General features: G+C 68.2%; 18 protein-coding genes. 10 read left to right on the forward strand and 8 right to left on the reverse strand.

Translation table 11 applies throughout. The annotated features are described in order from the left end of the window. Positions 1–6 precede the first annotated feature (6 nt). The 8 genes from OCGS_RS05190 to dapD all read right to left on the reverse strand — a co-directional run bounded on the left by OCGS_RS05190 (position 7) and on the right by dapD (position 8,051). Positions 7–1,653, reverse strand: a complete 1,647-nt coding sequence (locus OCGS_RS05190; protein WP_040610552.1) for an MFS transporter — start codon at positions 1,651–1,653, stop codon at positions 7–9. 76 nt (positions 1,654–1,729) lie between these two features. After that, complete coding sequence (gene rnr / locus OCGS_RS05195) at positions 1,730–3,982, reverse strand: ribonuclease R (RefSeq protein ID WP_007426184.1); 2,253 nt, start codon at positions 3,980–3,982, stop codon at positions 1,730–1,732. A 12-nt stretch (positions 3,983–3,994) separates the two neighbouring features. After that, entirely contained in the window at positions 3,995–4,420 is a 426-nt protein-coding gene (locus OCGS_RS05200; protein ID WP_007426185.1) for a GNAT family N-acetyltransferase, read from the reverse strand. Further along, entirely contained in the window at positions 4,417–5,550 is a 1,134-nt protein-coding gene (gene dapE / locus OCGS_RS05205) for a succinyl-diaminopimelate desuccinylase (RefSeq protein WP_007426186.1), read from the reverse strand. The genes OCGS_RS05200 and dapE overlap by 4 nt, the downstream gene beginning before the upstream one ends. Beyond that, the gene (locus tag OCGS_RS05210; RefSeq protein WP_007426187.1) at positions 5,540–5,887 is read right to left on the reverse strand and encodes a hypothetical protein; all 348 of its coding nucleotides are present in this window, start codon (positions 5,885–5,887) and stop codon (positions 5,540–5,542) included. Before OCGS_RS05210 ends, dapE begins: the two co-directional genes overlap by 11 nt. 39 nt (positions 5,888–5,926) lie before the next feature. Then, complete coding sequence (locus OCGS_RS05215) at positions 5,927–6,175, reverse strand: GlsB/YeaQ/YmgE family stress response membrane protein (protein WP_007426188.1); 249 nt, start codon at positions 6,173–6,175, stop codon at positions 5,927–5,929. Positions 6,176–6,187: 12 nt separating this feature from the next. Then, positions 6,188–7,216, reverse strand: coding sequence for a sodium:calcium antiporter (locus tag OCGS_RS05220; RefSeq protein WP_007426189.1), 1,029 nt, complete (start codon positions 7,214–7,216; stop codon positions 6,188–6,190). A 10-nt stretch (positions 7,217–7,226) separates the two neighbouring features. Beyond that, positions 7,227–8,051, reverse strand: a complete 825-nt coding sequence (gene dapD, locus OCGS_RS05225) for a 2,3,4,5-tetrahydropyridine-2,6-dicarboxylate N-succinyltransferase (protein WP_007426190.1) — start codon at positions 8,049–8,051, stop codon at positions 7,227–7,229. An 89-nt stretch (positions 8,052–8,140) separates the two neighbouring features. On the opposite strand from dapD, the gene OCGS_RS05230 reads away from it, so the two are divergent. The 10 genes from OCGS_RS05230 to OCGS_RS05275 all read left to right on the forward strand — a co-directional run. Next, positions 8,141–9,004 (forward strand): LOG family protein, encoded by an 864-nt coding sequence (locus tag OCGS_RS05230; RefSeq protein WP_007426191.1) that lies wholly within the window; start codon positions 8,141–8,143, stop codon positions 9,002–9,004. 84 nt (positions 9,005–9,088) lie between these two features. Further along, positions 9,089–10,096, forward strand: a complete 1,008-nt coding sequence (gene coxB, locus OCGS_RS05235; protein WP_052026130.1) for a cytochrome c oxidase subunit II — start codon at positions 9,089–9,091, stop codon at positions 10,094–10,096. After that, positions 10,093–12,660, forward strand: a complete 2,568-nt coding sequence (gene ctaD / locus OCGS_RS05240) for a cytochrome c oxidase subunit I (protein ID WP_007426193.1) — start codon at positions 10,093–10,095, stop codon at positions 12,658–12,660. The genes coxB and ctaD overlap by 4 nt, the downstream gene beginning before the upstream one ends. Then, complete coding sequence (locus OCGS_RS05245) at positions 12,657–13,091, forward strand: hypothetical protein (protein WP_007426194.1); 435 nt, start codon at positions 12,657–12,659, stop codon at positions 13,089–13,091. Before ctaD ends, OCGS_RS05245 begins: the two co-directional genes overlap by 4 nt. Next, on the forward strand, positions 13,088–13,657 hold the full coding sequence (locus OCGS_RS05250) for a cytochrome c oxidase assembly protein (protein ID WP_007426195.1): 570 nt from the start codon (positions 13,088–13,090) through the stop codon (positions 13,655–13,657). The genes OCGS_RS05245 and OCGS_RS05250 overlap by 4 nt, the downstream gene beginning before the upstream one ends. Continuing rightward, positions 13,654–14,721, forward strand: a complete 1,068-nt coding sequence (locus OCGS_RS05255) for a c-type cytochrome (RefSeq protein ID WP_007426196.1) — start codon at positions 13,654–13,656, stop codon at positions 14,719–14,721. Before OCGS_RS05250 ends, OCGS_RS05255 begins: the two co-directional genes overlap by 4 nt. Before the next feature lie 231 nt (positions 14,722–14,952). After that, complete coding sequence (gene rpsL / locus OCGS_RS05260) at positions 14,953–15,324, forward strand: 30S ribosomal protein S12 (RefSeq protein WP_007426197.1); 372 nt, start codon at positions 14,953–14,955, stop codon at positions 15,322–15,324. A gap of 12 nt (positions 15,325–15,336) precedes the next feature. After that, complete coding sequence (gene rpsG / locus OCGS_RS05265; protein WP_007426198.1) at positions 15,337–15,807, forward strand: 30S ribosomal protein S7; 471 nt, start codon at positions 15,337–15,339, stop codon at positions 15,805–15,807. Positions 15,808–15,844: 37 nt separating this feature from the next. After that, positions 15,845–17,968, forward strand: coding sequence for an elongation factor G (fusA, locus tag OCGS_RS05270; RefSeq protein WP_007426199.1), 2,124 nt, complete (start codon positions 15,845–15,847; stop codon positions 17,966–17,968). A 100-nt stretch (positions 17,969–18,068) separates the two neighbouring features. Then, positions 18,069–18,269: GTP-binding protein (locus tag OCGS_RS05275; protein ID WP_040610553.1), on the forward strand; the 201-nt coding region annotated here is incomplete at its 3' end.

Raw genomic sequence — 18,269 nt, forward strand, 5'->3', positions numbered from 1 at the left:
AACGGGTCAGCTTGCGCGCGTCGTGTCGGTCATCACGTCCCCCATCTCGCGTCCCGACACCGCCATCGAGCCGACGGGTCGTTCGATCATGCGGTGGATGCGCGGTTCGTGCTGGTCGATATGCAGCGCACGGATGACTTGGGCGTTCTCCAGGTCGGCCTTGGTCATCCGGTGGCTGTCGCGCAGGTATTCCAGCCATGTGGGCATGTGAAAGCGTTCGATCCACAGTTCGGGGTCGCCCAGATCGCGCAGCAGCGTCCAGCGCCGCGCGCCGTCGCGCCGGAAGATGCGCCGCCTTTCGTTCATCGCCGCCAGGAAGGCGGGCACGTTCGCTTCGGCGATGCGGTGTTCGATGGTGATGACGATGGGGCCGGATCGCGCATGGACGGGCACCGCGGTCTGCGGTTCGCGGAACATATTCAGCGGCGCCAGATCGTCATGCCCGCTGCCCGGAACCGGCATGACGTAGCCCAGCAATCCGCCCAGCGCCTGCGCCGCGGCCGCCGCCAGCAATCCCTGGCTGACGCCATGCGCCTCGGCCACCCAGCCGAAGACCCAGGCGCCGCCCGCCATCCCGCCGAAGACCGCCATCTGATAAAGCGCCAGCGCCCGGCCCACGACCCAGCGGGGGCTGGAAAGCTGCACGGTCACGTTGAATGTTGACAGCGCCAGCACCCAGCCCGACCCGGCCAGCATCAGCGCGGGCGCGGTCAGGGCCATGCTGCGGCTCAGCGATGCGCCGACCGCGCCCGCCACCAGCGCCAGCGAGGCCAGCCTGACGATGCTTTCCGTCGTCAGTCGGGCGCGCAGACGGCCCGACGACAGCGCGCCGATCACCGCGCCGACGCCGAACGCGCCCAGAAGGATGCCATAGGTCAGCGGCCCCCCGGTCACGAGGTCGCGCGCCACCACCGGCATCAGCGCGGGAATGGCGGCCGCCGCAACGCCGAAGACGCAGCTGCGTAACAGCACGGTGCGGATATTGGGCGACATCGCAACGTATCGCAGGCCCGCCGACATCGCCACGTCGATGCGTTCGGGCGGCAGAACGCGCCGGGGCATGCCGGGACGCCACCGGGCCAGCACGACGATCAGCCCGACATAGCTGAGCGTGTTGACCGCGAACGCGCCCGCCGCCCCCGCCACGGCGACGATGCCGCCGCCTATGGCCGGACCGAGCGATCGGGCGATGTTGAACCCCATCGAGTTCAGCGCCACCGCCCCCGGCAGCGCGCTGCGCGGCACCATGTCGCCGACGGATGCCTGCCAAGACGGGTTGTTCAGCGCCGTGCCGCAGCCGATGGCAAAGGTGAAGGCCAGCAGGCCCAGGGGAGACAGCCATTCGTTCCAGGCGAAGAACGCCAGCAGCGCGGATGTCACCAGCATGAAGCACTGCGCCACCAGCATCACCCGGCGGCGGTCCAGATTGTCGGCGATGGCGCCCGCGGCCAGCGAGAACAGCATGATCGGCAGCGCCGTCGATGCCTGCACCAGCGCCACCATCTGCGCCGACGACGTAAGCGAGGTCATCAGCCATGACGCGCCCACCGCCTGCACCAGCCCGCCGAAATTCGACGACATCGACGCCAGCCAGACGTTGCGGAAGATCGGGACGGAAAAGGGCGACGGGACGGGTTCGGTCAAGGCAGGCATCCGGGTGCTTTGCGGCAACGATACCGTTCTGGCGGGCGAGGGCCAGCCGTCCCGTAGGCGCCGCGCCGGCGGCGGGTCATTTCCGCGTCCGCTTCACCTTCCGCTTGGCCTTGTCGGCCTTGGGCTTCGTCCGTCCCGGTGCCCGGCGCACGGGGCGCCCGCGCGCGCCGCGTCCGATGCGGGGCAGGGCGGCGCCCTCGACCTCCAGCAGATCGAAGATCAGGCCGCCGGTCACGGGGCTGGCTTCGGCCAGCCGCACGGTGACGCGCTGTCCGACGCCCAGCACCCGGCCGGAATCGGACCCCATCAGCGTCTGCGCGTCCCGGTCATATATCCAGTATTCGCCGCCGACCGACCCGATGGGCACCAGCCCGTCGGCCCCCGTTTCGTCCAGCCGCACGAACAGGCCGAATTTCTGCACGCCCGACACGCGGCCCGGCATCTCGCTTCCCACGCGTTCGGACAGGTAGGCGGCCAGATAGCGGTCGGTCGTGTCGCGTTCGGCCAGCATCGAGCGGCGCTCGGTCTCGCTGATATGCTTGGCGGTGGCGTCCAGCGCGTCGATCTCGTCCGGGGACAGCCCATCGTCGCCCCAGCCATGCGCGGCGATCAGCGCGCGGTGCACGATCAGGTCGGAATAGCGGCGGATGGGCGAGGTGAAATGCGCGTATTGCCGCAAGGCCAGCCCGAAATGGCCGAAATTCTCGGGCGAGTAATAGGCTTGGGTCATCGACCGCAGTGTCGCCATGTTGATCAGTTCGGCGAAATCGCCGCCCTCGGCCTGTTCCAGCAGCCGGTTCAGGTGCCGTGTCTGCAAGACCTGCCCCTTCGCCAGAACGAAGCCGCTGGCGACGGCCGTTTCGCGCAGCGCCTCCAGCTTTTCGGGGCTGGGTTCCTCGTGCACGCGGTAGAGCAGGGGCGATTTGCGGCGCGAAAGCTCCTCGGCGGCGGCGACGTTGGCCAGCACCATGGACTCCTCGATCAGCCGGTGCGCGTCCAGCCTTTCGCGGAAGGCCACCGACGTGACCCGGCCCTCGGGTGACAGCTCGATCCGGCGCTCGGGCAGGTCCAGATCCAGCGGCTGACGCGCCTGCCGCGCTTCGTGCAGCGCGTCGTAGGCGTCAAAAAGCGCGCCGATCTCGGCGGTCAGCGGCGCGGCGGGGTCGGAGGGCGCGCCGTCGCGCACCGATTGCGCGTCCTCGTAGGTCAGCGACGCGCGGCTGCGCATCAGCGCGCGGTGAAAGCGGTGCGACCGCTTGGCGCCCCGCGCGTCCAGCACCATGCGGACGGCGATGCAGGCGCGATCCGCCCCTTCGTGCAGCGAACACAGATCGCCCGACAGCGCCTCGGGCAGCATCGGCACCACGCGGTCGGGGAAATACGTGGAATTGCCGCGCTTGCGCGCCTCGCGGTCCAGTGCGCCGCCGGGCGGGACGTAATGGGCGACATCGGCGATGGCGACCCAGATCACGTGGCCGCCCGGATTGGCGGGATCGTCGTCGGGGGCGGCGTGAACCGCGTCGTCGTGATCGCGCGCATCCGTCGGGTCGATGGTGACGAGCGGCAGGTCGCGCAGATCGGTGCGCTGCCCGAGCTGCACGGGCTGCGCGGCGTCGGCGGCGGCGATGGCGTCGTCGGGGAACGTGTCGGGGATGCCGTGCTGGTGGATGGCGATCAGCGACACCGCCTTGGGCGCGCCGGGATCGCCCAGCCGGGTGACGATACGTGCGCGCGGCAGGCCCAGCCGGTCCTTCGGGCCGGCCTGTTCCGCCTCGACCAGTTCGCCGTCCTTGGCGCCGTGCGTGTCGCCGGGCCGCACGACCCATTCCTTCGCGTCGCCCTTGTCGATGGGCAGGATGCGGCCCCCTTCGGCCGATGCGCGGAACACGCCCAGCATCCGCTGTGCCGTGGTGCCGATGCGGCGGATCAGGCGGCCTTCATAGGCATGCGCCTCGCCCTCGACACGTTGCAGGCGCAGCAGCACCCGGTCGCCGGCGCCCAGGGCAGGGTCGGACCGACGCAGCACCAGCAAGATGCGCGGCTCGACCCCGTCGCCCGACCATTCCAGCGGACGGGCATGCAGGTCGCCCCCGGCGTCCGGCCCCTGCACTTCGCATACGCTGACCGGCGGCAGCGCGTCGGCTTCGCGCCAGGACCGGCGGCGCCTGGTCAGATGGCCCTCGGCCTCCATCTGCCGCAGGATGCGCTTCAGCTCGACGCGGTCGGCGCCCTTGATGCCGAAGGCGCGGGCGATGTCGCGCTTGCCGGTCTCGGCAGGGTTTTCGGCGATCCACGCGAGGATCTCGGACTTGTCGGGGATGCGGGCCATGCGGCCCTGCTATCACGCCCGCAGATCGCGCACCATGTCGCGATGCGCGATCCCGGCATCGTCATAGACGGGCCCCTCGGCGACGAAGCCCAGCCGTTCGTAAAAGCCCAGCGCATGGACCTGCGCGCCCAGCTTGGCGCGGGCCATGCCTTCGGCCCGCAGAACGTCGAGACAGGCAAGGATCAGCGCCCGGCCCAGTCCGGTACCGCGCCAGCCGGGCAACACGCAGACCCGGCCGATCTTGCCGGTATCGCCCATTCGCAGGATGCGCGCGCACCCCACCGCGATCCCGTCCTTGCGGGCCAGCAGATGCACGGCATCGCCGTCGCGGCCGTCACGCTCGTCCGCTTCGGGGACGTTCTGTTCGTCCATGAACACGACGCGCCGCAGATGAAGGCAGGTTTCCAGGTCGTCGGTCACACCGATCAGCAGGGTCATGCGAGAAAGTCCGTTACGATCCGGCGATAGATCGCCGTCAGTTGCACGATCTGGTCCACCGGCACGCTTTCGTCCGTCTGGTGCATCGCGTCGCCGACCAGCCCCACCTCGATCACCGGGCAGATGTCCTTGACGAACCGCGCGTCGGACGTCCCGCCGCTGGTGCTGAGGACGGGCCTGCGCCCCGTCTCGGCCTCGACCGCGCTGACCACGAGATCGGATAACGGGCCCGGCGGGGTGACGAATGCCTCGCCCGAAATCTGCCAGCGCCAGTCGAAGCGCGCGCCCGTCTCGGCCGCCACCCAATCGGCATGACCTTCGGCCCAATGACGCACATCGTCCGCCCGATGCGCATCGTTGAAGCGGACGTTGACCATCGCGCGGGCCGTCGCGGGGATGACGTTGCTGGCGGCATTGCCGGTCTCGAATCCCGTGACCTGCACGGTCGAGGGATCGAACGCCTCGGTCCCTTCATCCAGCGGATCGCCGGTCAGGCGCCCGACAAGCGCCGACAGCGCATGGACGGGGTTCACCGCCAGATGCGGATAGGCGGCGTGGCCCTGCCGGCCGTTGCAGGTGACGTGCCCGGTCATCGACCCGCGCCGGCCAATCTTGACCATCTCGCCCATCATCGTGGGGCAGGTCGGCTCGCCCACGATGCAGGCATCCATCGTCTGCCCATTGGCCGCCATCCAGTCGAGGATCGCGCGCGTGCCGTCCATGCCGTCGCCTTCCTCGTCGCCGGTGATCGTCAGCACGATGGATCCGCGCGGCGCGTCCTGTGCCGCCGCGATCGCGGCGCAGACAAAGGCCGCGACGCCGGATTTCATGTCCTGCGCGCCGCGCCCGTGCAGGCGCCCGTCCGCGATGACCCCGCCAAAGGGGTCGTGCGTCCAGGCAGCCGGGTCGCCCACCGGCACCACGTCCGTATGACCGTTGAAGCCGATGACGGGCCCGGCCGTCCCCCATCGGGCATGCAGGTTGGCAATGCCGTTCCTGTCGCACCGCGTGCAGACGAAATCCGCCGCCGACAGCAGATCCGCCAGCAGCGCGACGGCACCGCCATCCGCCGGGGTGACGGACCGGCAGCGGATCAGCGCCGCGGTCAGATCGACGGAATCAGGTATCATCGTGCCCAGCCGGATCGTCGAAGAAGGGGGTCATCTGCGCGACGATCACCGCGTTCTCGGCCAGCGCGCGATCCATCAGCGCGCGTTCGTCCGCGTCGATGTCGTGGCCGTCCCTTAGCCGTTCCTCGGCGGTGCCGTGGCCGGTCACGTCCAGCGGCGACAGATCGGCCTGCTTGAGAATGGCGACGGTTTCACGCACGGCCTCGGCCTCGTCCACGCCGGCGGCATAGCACAGCAGTGCCGCGCCGGTGGCCCCTGCGGGCAGCCCGTCATCGGGCGCGCGTCCGACCTGGACCAGAAGGGTATAAACGTGCTGCGTGCGGTTCGGTTTCGCCATGCCCCGCGGGATGCCATCCTGCGGGGCACGGCGCAAGCGTCAGCGCTTAATGGCGCGATAGCCCCAGATCAGCAGGCAGGCGCCGATGATGCCGATGATCAACTGTCCGATCCATCCGCCCAGCGTGGCGCCGAAGATCAGCGTCAGGATGAAGTTCAGCACCAGCGCCCCGACGATGCCGAGGACGATGTTCGTCAGCAGCCCGTGATCGCCCTTCATGATCTTCTCGGCGATCCAGCCGGCGAGCCCGCCGACGATGATCGCCGCGATCCACCCAAGTCCTTCCATGATCCTGTCCCCTTATCCAAACAATTCGTATATCGAAGCCATGGCATAGACCGCCACCAGCAACACTGATTCGATGCCGATCCGCGCGGGACCGGCCCGCTGCCGCAGGATCAGCCCCGCCAGCAATATCGCGGTCATCAGCATTCCGGTTCCCAGCCAATAGAGGTCGCCCGCCCCCACCGCGTGATAAAGCGACCCCTCGCGATAGGCGGCGTCCGAAAAGACCAGAAACAGCGTGTCGAAGGTGTTGCCGCCGATGATGCCGCCCACGGCCAGTTGCAGCGCGCCGCGCCGGACGGCCACCAGCGTCGTCACCAGTTCCGGCAGCGACGTGACCACCGCCGTGACCAGCGATCCGACCAGCGACGATTTCAGCCCGAACCGGGCGATGAACGTGCCGCCCACCTGCGCGATCACCCATCCCGCCGCCCCCATCGCCAGGACAAGCGCGACAAACACGATGGCGGGGCGCAGCGCGGATTTCGCCGCCTCGTCCGCATCTTCGGGTTCGTCCGTGCGGGTGGCCGACGTCTGCACCGGGCGCCACATCGGATCGTCCCTGACCGCCGCCGACAGGCGCACCCCCGCGATATAGGCCAGAAACAGCACGATGGATGCGGGATGAACGCCCAGATAGGCCAGATCCGGCCCCGCCACCGCGCACAGGGCAAGCGACAGCAGGATCAGCAGCATGATCGCCTGGAACAGGTTCGCAGGCTCGGCCGCGGCATGTTCCAGATTGGCCTCGCGATGCAGAAGGTCCGCGGCGGCCAGAAACAGCGTCTGCGCCGCGATCCCGCCCACGGCGTTGGCGAAGGCGAAGCTGGCATCGCCCTGCCATGCGGCATCGACGGACACGACGATGCCCGACAGCGACGTGGCCCCGCCCAGGATCAGCCCGCCGGCCAGCGCCTCGCCCAGCCGGGTGCGGTCGGCGATGATGTCGGCCAAAGCGGTGGCCTTGATCGACGCCGCCACGACGACCGCACCGGCCAGCGCGAAGACGGCCAGCAGCGCCCAGAGAGGCAGCGCGCCGATCACGGCAGGCGGCTCAGGCCCGCAGCAGGTCGTTGATCGCCGTTTTCGACCGCGTCTGCGCGTCCACGCGCTTGACGATCACGGCGCAGTAAAGGTTGACGCCGCCGCTGGACGGCAGCGATCCGCTGACCACGACGGAATAGGGCGGCACCTCGCCGAACGTGACATGGCCGGTCTCGCGGTCAACGATCCGGGTCGATCTGCCGATGAAGACGCCCATCCCCAGAACGCTGCCTTGCCGCACGATGCAGCCCTCGACCACCTCGGACCGCGCGCCGATGAAGCAATCGTCCTCGATGATGGTCGGACCGGCCTGCAATGGCTCGAGCACGCCGCCGATGCCGACGCCGCCCGACAGATGCACGTTGCGGCCGATCTGCGCGCACGATCCCACGGTGGCCCAGGTATCGACCATCGCGCCCTCGCCCACATGCGCGCCCAGATTGACGAAGGACGGCATCAGCACCGCGCCCTTGCCGATGAAGGCCGACCGCCGCACGATGGCCCCCGGCACGGCGCGAAAGCCCGCCGCGCGCCACTGGTTGTCGCCCCAACCCGCGAATTTCGACGGCACCTTGTCCCACCAGTGCGCCCCCTGCGGCCCGCCCGACATCGCCTCCATGTCGTTCAGGCGGAACGACAGCAGCACCGCCTTCTTGGCCCACTGATTGACGTGCCAGTCGTCGCCGCGCTTCTCGGCCACGCGCAGATCGCCGCTGTCCAGCGCGTCCAGCGTCGTCTCGATCGCCTCGCGCGGCTCGCCCCTGGTGCCGGGATGGATGGCGTCCCGGCCTTCCCAAGCGGATTCGATGGCGGCTTCTAGGGCATCGTGCGGCATTGATCGGGGATCCTCGGGTCATTGCGCTGGTTTCCGGTGTCCCCAGCCTATAAGCCCCGGAAGGTCGCACGCGCAACGCCGAGGCCCCGATGAATGACGACCCCCAATCCCCGTTCCGCCACGCGCACGAGGATATCGAGACTGCCCGGACGATCCCCGACACGCCGCAGACGCGCGCGCAATCCTACCGGCTGGCCTTCGCGGACGGCGATTTCCTCTGCCGGCCCGAGCTGCGCCCGCTGCGGCTGCAACTGGAACTGCTCAAGCCCGAGATGACGATGGCCGAGGCCGGCATCGAATCGACCATCGTGATGTTCGGCGGCGCGCGTATTCCCGCGCCCGCCAACCGCGACGCCGCCCGGACCGAGACGCTGGCCGACCTGTCCCGGCACTATGTGCAGGCGCAGGATTTCGCCCGCGCGGTCACGGAACGCAGCCTGCGATCCGGCGGGCGGCAGGACGTGATCGTCACCGGCGGCGGCCCCGGTGTGATGGAGGCGGGCAATCGCGGCGCGGCCGAGGCAGGCGGCCGGTCCATCGGGTTGAACGTCGTGCTGCCGCACGAACAGGCGCCGAACGAATACGTGACGCCGGGCCTGTGCTTCAACTTCCACTATTTCGCCATCCGCAAGATGCATTTCCTGATGCGCGCGCGGGCGATCTGCGTGTTTCCCGGCGGTTTCGGCACGTTGGACGAATTGTTCGAGACGCTGACACTGATCCAGACCGGCCGGATGGAGCGTGTGCCGGTGCTGCTGTTCGGCGGCGATTTCTGGCGTGACATCGTCAACTGGCAGGCGTTGGCCGATGCCGGCACCATCGCGCCCGACGATCTGGGTCTGTTCCGCTTCGTCGAGACGGCCGCCGAGGCGCTGGAGGCCATCGACACCTGGCCCGGCGCGGGCACCCGCCGGCACCACATTCCGGGCCGCCATTCGGGCGACGGCGAATGACGCGGCCGCCATCCCGGTGACGTTCGGACGGACTTGCACGGCGGCGCCGAACGGGATGTGATGGCCGTCATGCCGGTCGCATGCATGCCCCAGACCAACCGCCAGACCGCCGCCGCCTGCCGGCGCGCGGCCGGATGTCTGGCGATGCTGGCGCTGCTGGGGGCGTGCGAGGGGCGGCAGGCGGTGCTGAATCCGGCAGGGCAGGACGCCGCCGTCATCGCCCGGCTGTTCTTGGGCATGCTGACCGGCGCGGTGATCCTGTGGCTGCTGGTGGCGGGCCTGTTTCTCTACGTCACGGTTTTTCGCGTTTCGCATATGCCGCGCCGCTGGGCCGAATCCCTGATCGTCGGCGGCGGCGTGCTGTTTCCGACCTTCGTGCTGGCCGGGCTGCTGTCCTACTCGCTGCCGCTGATGTCCTCGCAGCGCACCGGCGGCGACGGTCTGGTCGTGCATGTCCGGGGCGAGCAATGGTGGTGGCGCGTGACCTACGAGACGCCCCAGGGCAACCGCGCCGTCTCGGCCAACGAGGTCCGGTTGCCAGCCGGCCGCCGGACCGAATTTCGCCTGACCGCCGACAAGGTCATCCATTCGTTCTGGATCCCGGCGCTGGGCGGCAAGACCGACATGATACCGGGACGCGAGACCGTCATGACGCTGGAGCCTGCCGAAACCGGCCTGTTCCGGGGCCAATGCGCCGAATTCTGCGGCGCAAGCCACGCCCTGATGGCGTTCGAGGTCGAGACGATGGCGCCGGACCTGTTTGACGAGTGGCTGCGACATGCCGCGTCGGACGCCGTGCCGCCCGCGACCGAAGCCGCGCGTCGGGGTGCGGGGATCTTCGCGGCCGAAGGCTGCGGTGCCTGTCATACGGTGCGCGGAACGCCGGCGCTGGGCCGCGTCGGGCCCGACCTGACGCATGTTGGCAGCCGCCACAGCATCGGCGCCGCCCTTCTGCCGGTGACGGCGGCGGATCTGGCGCTCTGGGTCGGGCGGACCGGCCATTTGAAACCGGATGTCGAGATGCCGCAATACGATCACCTTTTGCCCGACGCGCTTCTCGATCTGGGCCGGTATCTGGAGGGGCTGAAATGACCGCGTCCGCCCCCCGCGCGCCCCGGCCCGAAGGACCCTATCCCCCGACCGACGAAATGCTGGCCCGACCGGTGCCGTCCGATCTGCAAGAGGCCCAGGCCGACCGGCTGCGCGCCGCCTGGCGCACGCCGCAAGGCTGGCGCTACTGGTCGGCGGTCAACAATTCCGAAGTGGGCGTCTGGTACACGCTGACCGCTTTCGGCTTCATGCTGATCGCGGGATTGCTGGCGCTGGCGATGCGCGTGCAGCTTGCCGTCCCGCAGAACGGCGTTCTGGACGCCGACCGCTTCAACCAGTTCTTCACGATGCACGGCAGTGCGATGATGTTCCTCTTTGCCGTGCCCATGTTCGAGGCGTTCTCGATCCTGATCCTGCCCGCTTTCCTGGGCGCGCGCGACATGCCGTTCCCGCGCCTGTCGGCCTATGGATACTGGTGCTTCCTGATCGGCGGCACCTTCGTCATGGGATCGCTTCTGTTCGATGCCGCGCCCAAGGCCGGGTGGTTCATGTATCCGCCGCTCGCCACACGCGAACTGGGCATCGGGTCGGACATCTGGCTTCTGGGTCTCAGCTTCATCGAGATCGCCAGCATCGCCGCGGCGGTCGAGCTGATCGTCGGCGTCTTGAAATGCCGCCCGCCAGGAATGCGCGTCAACATCATGCCGCTTTACGCGTGGTATGTTCTGGTCGTGGGCGGGATGATCCTGTTCGCCTTTCCCCCGCTGATCGCCGGCGATTTCCTGTTCGAGCTGCAACGGTCGTTCGACTGGCCGTTCTTCGATCCCGAACGCGGGGGCGATCCGCTGCTCTGGCAGCACCTGTTCTGGATCTTCGGTCACCCCGAGGTCTACATCGTGTTCCTGCCCTCCATCGCCATCGCAGCGATGATCGTGCCGACCGTCGCGCGCCGTCCGGTGGTGGGCTATTCGTGGATCGTCCTGTCGGCGGTGGGCACCGGGTTCCTGTCCTTCGGCCTGTGGGTCCACCACATGTTCACGACCGGATTGCCCACGATCTCGCTGGGGTTCTTTTCCGCGGCGAGCGAGGCCGTGGTCATCCCGACCGGCATCCAGCTTTTCGCCTTCGTGGCGACGCTGATGGTGGGCCGGGTCAGGATGTCGCTGCCGATGCTGTGGATCGCGGGCGCGCTGGCGATTTTCGTCGCCGGCGGCCTGACCGGTGTGATGCTGGCGATCGTGCCCTTCAACTGGCAGGTCCACGACACCTATTTCATCGTGGCGCACCTGCACTACACGCTGTTCGGCGGGATGGTCTTTCCGGTGATCGGCGGGGTCTATTACTTCTATCCGTTCATCGCCAAGCGTCTGCTGTCCGAAAGGCTGGGCCGCATCGCGTTCTGGCTGATCTTCGTCGGCTTCAACGTCACCTTCTTTCCGATGCATATCGCCGGGCTGGAAGGGATGCCGCGCCGCGTCTTCACCTATCCGGCCGCGTCGGGATGGGGCCTGTGGAACATGATCTCGACTCTCGGCGCCTTCGTGATCGCGGGCGGTTTCGCGGTCTTCGTCTACGATCTTCTGCGGTCTATGGGGCGCCGGGGCGACATCCCGCGCAATCCCTGGCAGGCGGGGACGCTGGAATGGTCGCATGACATCCCCGAAGAAGCCTGGGGCGCGCGGTCCATCCCCTACGTCACCACGCGCTATCCGCTCTGGGATCAGGAGGGGATCGTCGCGCGGATGGATGCGGGGCGCTATTATCTGCCCGACGCCGAGACGGGCGCGCGCGAAACGCTGGTGACAAGCGTGATCGACGCGCGGCCGCTGCACATCCAGACCGTGACCGGCCCGACCTGGATTACCCATCTGGCCGCGATCTTTACCGGCGGCGCATTCATCTTCCCGACCTTTCACCTCTATGCGCCGGCGGTGGTCTGCGCGGTGCTGGCCGTGGCGGCGATCATCTGGTGGCTGTGGACGGCGACGGCCCGACCGCCCGAGATTCCGGTCCGCGACGCGGGGCTGGATCTGCGCCTGCCGACCTATGCCAGCGGCGTCAATGCGCCGGGCTGGTGGGGCATGTGGATCACCATGCTGGGCGACGCGACGGCCTTCGCGTCGCTGGTCTTCGGCTTCTTCTTCTACTGGACCGCGCGGCCCGACTTTCCGCCCGCCGGCGCCGAACACGCTGCTCCGTTCTGGGTCGCGGCGGCGGCGCTGGCCTTCGGGCTGTCCTGGGCCGCTACGCTTGTCGCCCGGCAGTCGAACCGCGCCGGATCGCGGGGCCGGGCGATGGCGCTGCTGGCCGCGGGCTTCGTCCTGACGGTTGCGGGCTGCGGCGCGGCGCTGCTGTCGGTCCTGGCACTGGACCCTGCCGCGCATGTCTATCCGGCGATCCTGTGGGCGCTGGCAGTCTGGCTGTGCGCGCATGGCGGCGTCGGGGCGATCATGCAGGGCTATTGCATCGCCGGTCTCGTGGCGGGCAAGCTGACGCCCGACTACGACGCCGATCTGTGCAACGTCACGCTTTACTGGCACTTCCTCGCCCTGACGGCGCTGACCGCCTGCGCCGTTCTGGGCATCGCGCCGAGGTTGCTGGCATGACCGACCCCGCCCGTTCCCACGACGCCACGTCGCCCCGCCCCGACGAGGATCGCCAGGCTTTCGCCGAGGCATCCGAGAGCCTCTGGCGCATCACTTTCGGCCCGGCGCTCTGGGCGCTGCATTTCGCCGGCAGCTACGGCGTGGCGGCGATCTGGTGCGCCAAGGTCGCGGCAAAGGGGCAGGACATCGCACCGCTGCGGCTGGGCTTCGCTGTGGTGACGCTGGCGGTCCTTGCCGCGATCGGCTGGCTTGGATGGCGGTCGTGGCGGCAATGGGACTATCTGGGCGACCGCGACTATGAGAACGCCGGCGCCAACCACGAGGACCGCCATCAATTCCTGGGCCATGCGGCGTTCCTTCTGTCGATCGTCAGCTTCGTCGGCGTGGTCTATACCGGCCTGCCGGTCGTCTTCGTGCAGGCCTGCCGATGAGGACGGCCTGCGCTCTGGCCGGGCTGGCCGTCCTCGGCGCGCTGTGGCTTTTGCCGTTCGACGCGCTGATCGGGCGCGCGTTTCCCGTTCACATGCTGCGCCATGTCGGGCTGGTCGCCGTGGCGGCCCCGCTGCTTGTGCTGGGCCTGCCGCGTCTTGCCGTCCTGTTCGGCGGCGCGCCGCTGCTGGCCGCCGCGGTCGAGTTCGCGATGATCTGGGGCTGGCACCTGCCTGCGATGCACGCCTGGGCGCGCACCGATCCCGTCGGTCTGACGGCCGAGCAGCTGGCGTTTCTGGCCGTCGGCCTCGGCGTCTGGGCGGGCGCGCTGACCGCGCCGCCGCTGGTCGGCGCGGCTGCGCTTCTGCTGACCTCGATGCACATGACGGCCCTGGGCGCGCTGCTGATTCTCGCGCCGCGCGATGTCTATGCCGCCGTCTGTGGCGTCGCGCCCGACCTGACCGGCCAGCAGGCGGGCGGCCTGCTGATGCTGGCCCTGGGCACGCCGATCTATTTGGTGGCCGGGCTGGCACGCGTGTCGGGCGCGTTGCGGAACGCCCCCGCATGAGAATCGTCTTGCTGACCCTTGCCGCCGCCGTGCTGACGGGCGCCCTTGCCGGGGCGGCCATCGTGGGCTTCGGCCTTTACAACGTGTCGGCGCGGGCCGGGCATCTGCCGGGCATCGGCTGGCTGCTGCACACGACCTATCGCCAGTCGGTGCGGCTGCGCGCGCCCGGTCCCGACGCGGTGCCAGACCTTTCCGCACCGGGCCTTGCCGAGCTGGGGGCGGCGCATTTTGCCACTGCCTGCGCCTTTTGCCACGCCACCCCTGGCGACGTGCAGAGCGCCACCGCCTTGTCGATGAACCCGCGCCCGCCGTATGTGACCGACGCGATTCTGGACTGGGATCCCCGCCACCTCTACTGGATCGTCCGTGAGGGCGTGAAGATGAGCGGGATGCCCCATTGGCCCGCCGCCCGCCCGGACGAGGCATGGGCGCTGGTGGCCTATCTGGAACGGGTGCGCGCCGGAACCGCGCCGCAACCGCGCGCCTCGGCGTCGCGGGACGGTCCGGCGGGGCTGTCTTTCTGCGCCGTCTGCCACGATGCCTCGGGGCGCAGCGACTGGCCGATGGTCCCGCGCCTCGACATTCTGCCCGCAGACTACATGACGGCGGCGCTGGCCGCCTATCGCGACGGCAGGCGCGACAGCGGCTTCATGCACCAAGCAGCGCGCCGGCTCGATCCGGGCGCGCTGCGCGATCTGGCCGCGTGGTTCGCCGCCCGGCCCGCCGGCGGCGCGGGCATCGGCGGCGATCCGGCGCTGGCCGATGCCGGCGCCCGTCTGGCACGGCGGGGCACCGGCGACGTTCCGGCCTGCACGGCCTGCCACGGCCCGGACCGACCCGCCGAAAACGCCGCCTTCCCGCCGCTGGCCGGCCAGCATGCCGCCTATCTGCGCACGCAGCTTGACCTGTGGCGCGACGGTGCGCGGGGCGGGGGGGTGCGGTCGAACCTGATGGCGAAGGCCGCGCAGGCCCTGACCGATGCCGACATCGCGGCGCTTGCCGCTTGGTATGCGGGCCTTCCGGCTTCTGGCAATGCCGGGCCGGGCCGTGTTGACACCCCTTAACGCATCCCCTATACGGCGCCAACTCGGGGTCGGGCGTAGTCCGTTCCCGTTTTCACAGAGCCGATGGTCACGATCCGGGCAGCGCCCCGATCCTCTGGAACCAGACCGCAGTTCCCGGCGAGGGGGCGATGCGGTGTTTGCGTTTTGCGGACGCGCGGGACGCGTAAGGATGAACCGGGGTGCGCGCGCCCCAAGGATGCAAGTGTTGCAACACCGAGGAACGATAGCCGAATGCCCACGATCCAACAGCTGATCCGCAAGCCGCGGGAGCCGAAAGTCAGACGGTCCAAGTCGATGCACCTGGAAGGTTGCCCGCAAAAGCGCGGCGTCTGCACGCGTGTCTATACCACGACGCCGAAGAAGCCGAACTCGGCCATGCGGAAGGTCGCCAAGGTGCGCCTGACCAATGGCTTCGAGGTCATCAGCTACATTCCGGGCGAATCGCATAATCTTCAGGAACACTCGGTCGTGCTGATCCGCGGCGGCCGCGTGAAGGACCTTCCCGGCGTTCGCTACCACATCCTGCGCGGCGTGCTCGACACCCAAGGCGTCAAGGACCGCAGGCAGCGCCGTTCCAAATACGGCGCGAAGCGGCCGAAATAAGAGGTATAGCAGATGTCCCGTCGTCACGCCGCCGAAAGGCGCGAAATCCTGCCCGACGCCAAATACGGCGACAAGGTTCTGACCAAGTTCATGAACAACCTGATGGTTGACGGCAAGAAATCCGTCGCCGAACGGATCGTCTACAACGCGTTCGAGCGCGTCGAGGGCCGGTTGAAGAAGTCGCCCGTGGATGTCTTCCACGAGAGCCTCGACAACATCAAGCCGTCGGTCGAGGTGCGCTCGCGCCGCGTGGGCGGTGCCACCTATCAGGTTCCGGTCGAGGTGCGCCCCGAGCGCCGCGAGGCGCTGGCGATCCGCTGGCTGATCAACGCCTGCCGCGCCCGCAACGAGAACACCATGGAAGAGCGTCTGGCCGGCGAGCTGGTCGATGCTGTCCAGGGTCGCGGTTCGGCCGTGAAGAAGCGCGAAGATACCCACAAGATGGCCGATGCCAACAAGGCGTTCAGCCACTACCGCTGGTAATCCGACCAGCGGCCCCCAGAGACACGAGGACGCATCAATGCCCCGCGACTATCCCCTCCAGCGCTACCGTAATTTCGGGATCATGGCGCATATCGACGCCGGCAAGACCACCACGACCGAGCGGATCCTGTTCTACACCGGCAAGAACCACAAGATGGGCGAGACGCACGAAGGCGCCTCGACCATGGACTGGATGGAGCAGGAGCAGGAGCGGGGCATCACCATCACGTCCGCCGCGACGACGACCTTCTGGCAGCGTCAGAACGATCCGACCGCAGAAGGCACGTCCGACACCAAGTATCGCTTCAACATCATCGATACACCCGGCCACGTCGATTTCACCATCGAGGTGGAACGCTCGCTGGCCGTGCTCGACGGCGCCGTCGCGCTGCTCGATGCCAATGCCGGGGTCGAGCCGCAGACCGAAACCGTCTGGCGCCAGGCCGACCGCTACAAGGTGCCGCGCATCGTCTTCGTCAACAAGATGGACAAGGTCGGCGCCGACTTCTTCAACTGCGTGCGCATGATCAAGGACCGCACCGGCGCCACCCCCGCGCCGATCGCGCTGCCCATCGGTGCCGAGGATCACCTCGAAGGCATCGTGGATCTGGTGACGATGGAGGAATGGGTCTGGCAGGGCGAGGATCTGGGCGCGTCCTGGGTCCGCCAGCCGATCCGCGACGAGCTGAAAGACGTGGCCGCCGAGTGGCGCGCCAATCTGGTCGAGCTTGCGGTCGAGATGGACGATACCGCGATGGAAGCCTATCTCGACGGGCAGGAACCCGACGAGGCCGAGCTGCGCAAGCTGATCCGCAAGGGGTGCCTGGCGATGAAGTTCGTGCCCGTCACCGCCGGATCCGCGTTCAAGAACAAGGGTGTGCAGCCGCTGCTGAACGCGGTCATCGACTATCTTCCCTCGCCGCTCGACGTGCCCGCGTATATGGGCTTCTCGCCGGACGACGAGACCGAGACCCGCAACATCGCGCGCCATGCCGACGACGACGAGCCGTTCTCGGCGCTGGCCTTCAAGATCATGAACGACCCCTTCGTCGGCTCGCTGACCTTCACCCGGATCTATTCGGGCAAGATGAAGAAGGGCGACAGCCTTCTGAACACGACGAAGGGCCGCAAGGAACGCGTCGGGCGGATGATGATGATGCACGCCATCAACCGCGAGGAAATCGACGAGGCGTTCGCCGGCGACATCATCGCGCTGGCGGGTCTGAAGGACACGACCACCGGCGACACCCTGTCCGATCCGCAGAAGCAGGTCGTGCTGGAAACCATGACCTTCCCCGATCCGGTCATCGAGATCGCGGTCGAGCCGAAAACCAAGGCCGACCAGGAGAAGATGTCGGCCGGCCTTCAGCGCCTCGCGGCCGAGGATCCGTCCTTCCGCGTCGAGACCGACATCGAATCGGGCCAGACGATCATGAAGGGCATGGGCGAACTTCACCTCGACATTCTGGTCGATCGTCTGAAGCGCGAATTCAAGGTCGAGGCGAATATCGGCGCGCCGCAGGTGGCCTACCGCGAAACCATCGGTCGCGCGATCGAGCATACCTATACCCACAAGAAGCAGTCGGGCGGGTCGGGTCAGTTCGCCGAGGTCAAGCTGGCCATTTCCCCGACCGAGCCTGGCGAGGGCTACAGCTTCGAGTCGAAGATCGTCGGCGGTGCCGTGCCCAAGGAATACGTGCCGGGCGTCGAGAAGGGCATCAAGTCGGTGATGGACAGCGGCCCGCTGGCCGGTTTCCCGGTCATAGACTTCAAGGTTGCGCTGCTCGACGGCAAGTTCCACGATGTCGACTCGTCCGTTCTGGCGTTCGAGATCGCCAGCCGGATGTGCATGCGCGAAGGTCTGAAGAAGGCCGGAGCCAAGCTGCTCGAACCGATCATGAAGGTCGAGGTCGTCACGCCCGAGGAATATACCGGCAACGTCATCGGCGACCTGACGTCGCGGCGCGGCATGGTGCAGGGGCAGGACACGCGCGGCAACGCGAACGTCATCAACGCCTTCGTGCCGCTGGCCAACATGTTCGGCTACATCAACACGCTGCGGTCCATGTCGTCGGGCCGGGCGCAGTTCACGATGCAGTTCGACCATTACGAACCGGTGCCGCAGAACATCTCGGAAGAGATTCAGGCCAAATACGCCTGACGACCAGCATATGACGGGATGGCGGGGTGAACCCCGCCCTACCCACCACCTGTAGGGCGGGAGGTTTCCCGCCGCCCACACGATCAAAGGAGCCAGCAAGATGGCGAAGGCAAAATTCGAACGCACGAAACCGCATGTGAACATCGGGACGATCGGTCACGTGGATCACGGCAAGACGACGCTGACGGCGGCGATCACGAAGTATTTCGGCGATTTCCGGGCCTATGACCAGATCGACGGCGCGCCCGAGGAGAAGGCGCGCGGCATCACGATTTCGACCGCGCATGTGGAATACGAGACC

Origin of the sequence: Oceaniovalibus guishaninsula JLT2003, from assembly GCF_000299575.1 — a bacterium.
GTDB classification, from domain to species: Bacteria; Pseudomonadota; Alphaproteobacteria; order Rhodobacterales; family Rhodobacteraceae; genus Palleronia; species Palleronia guishaninsula.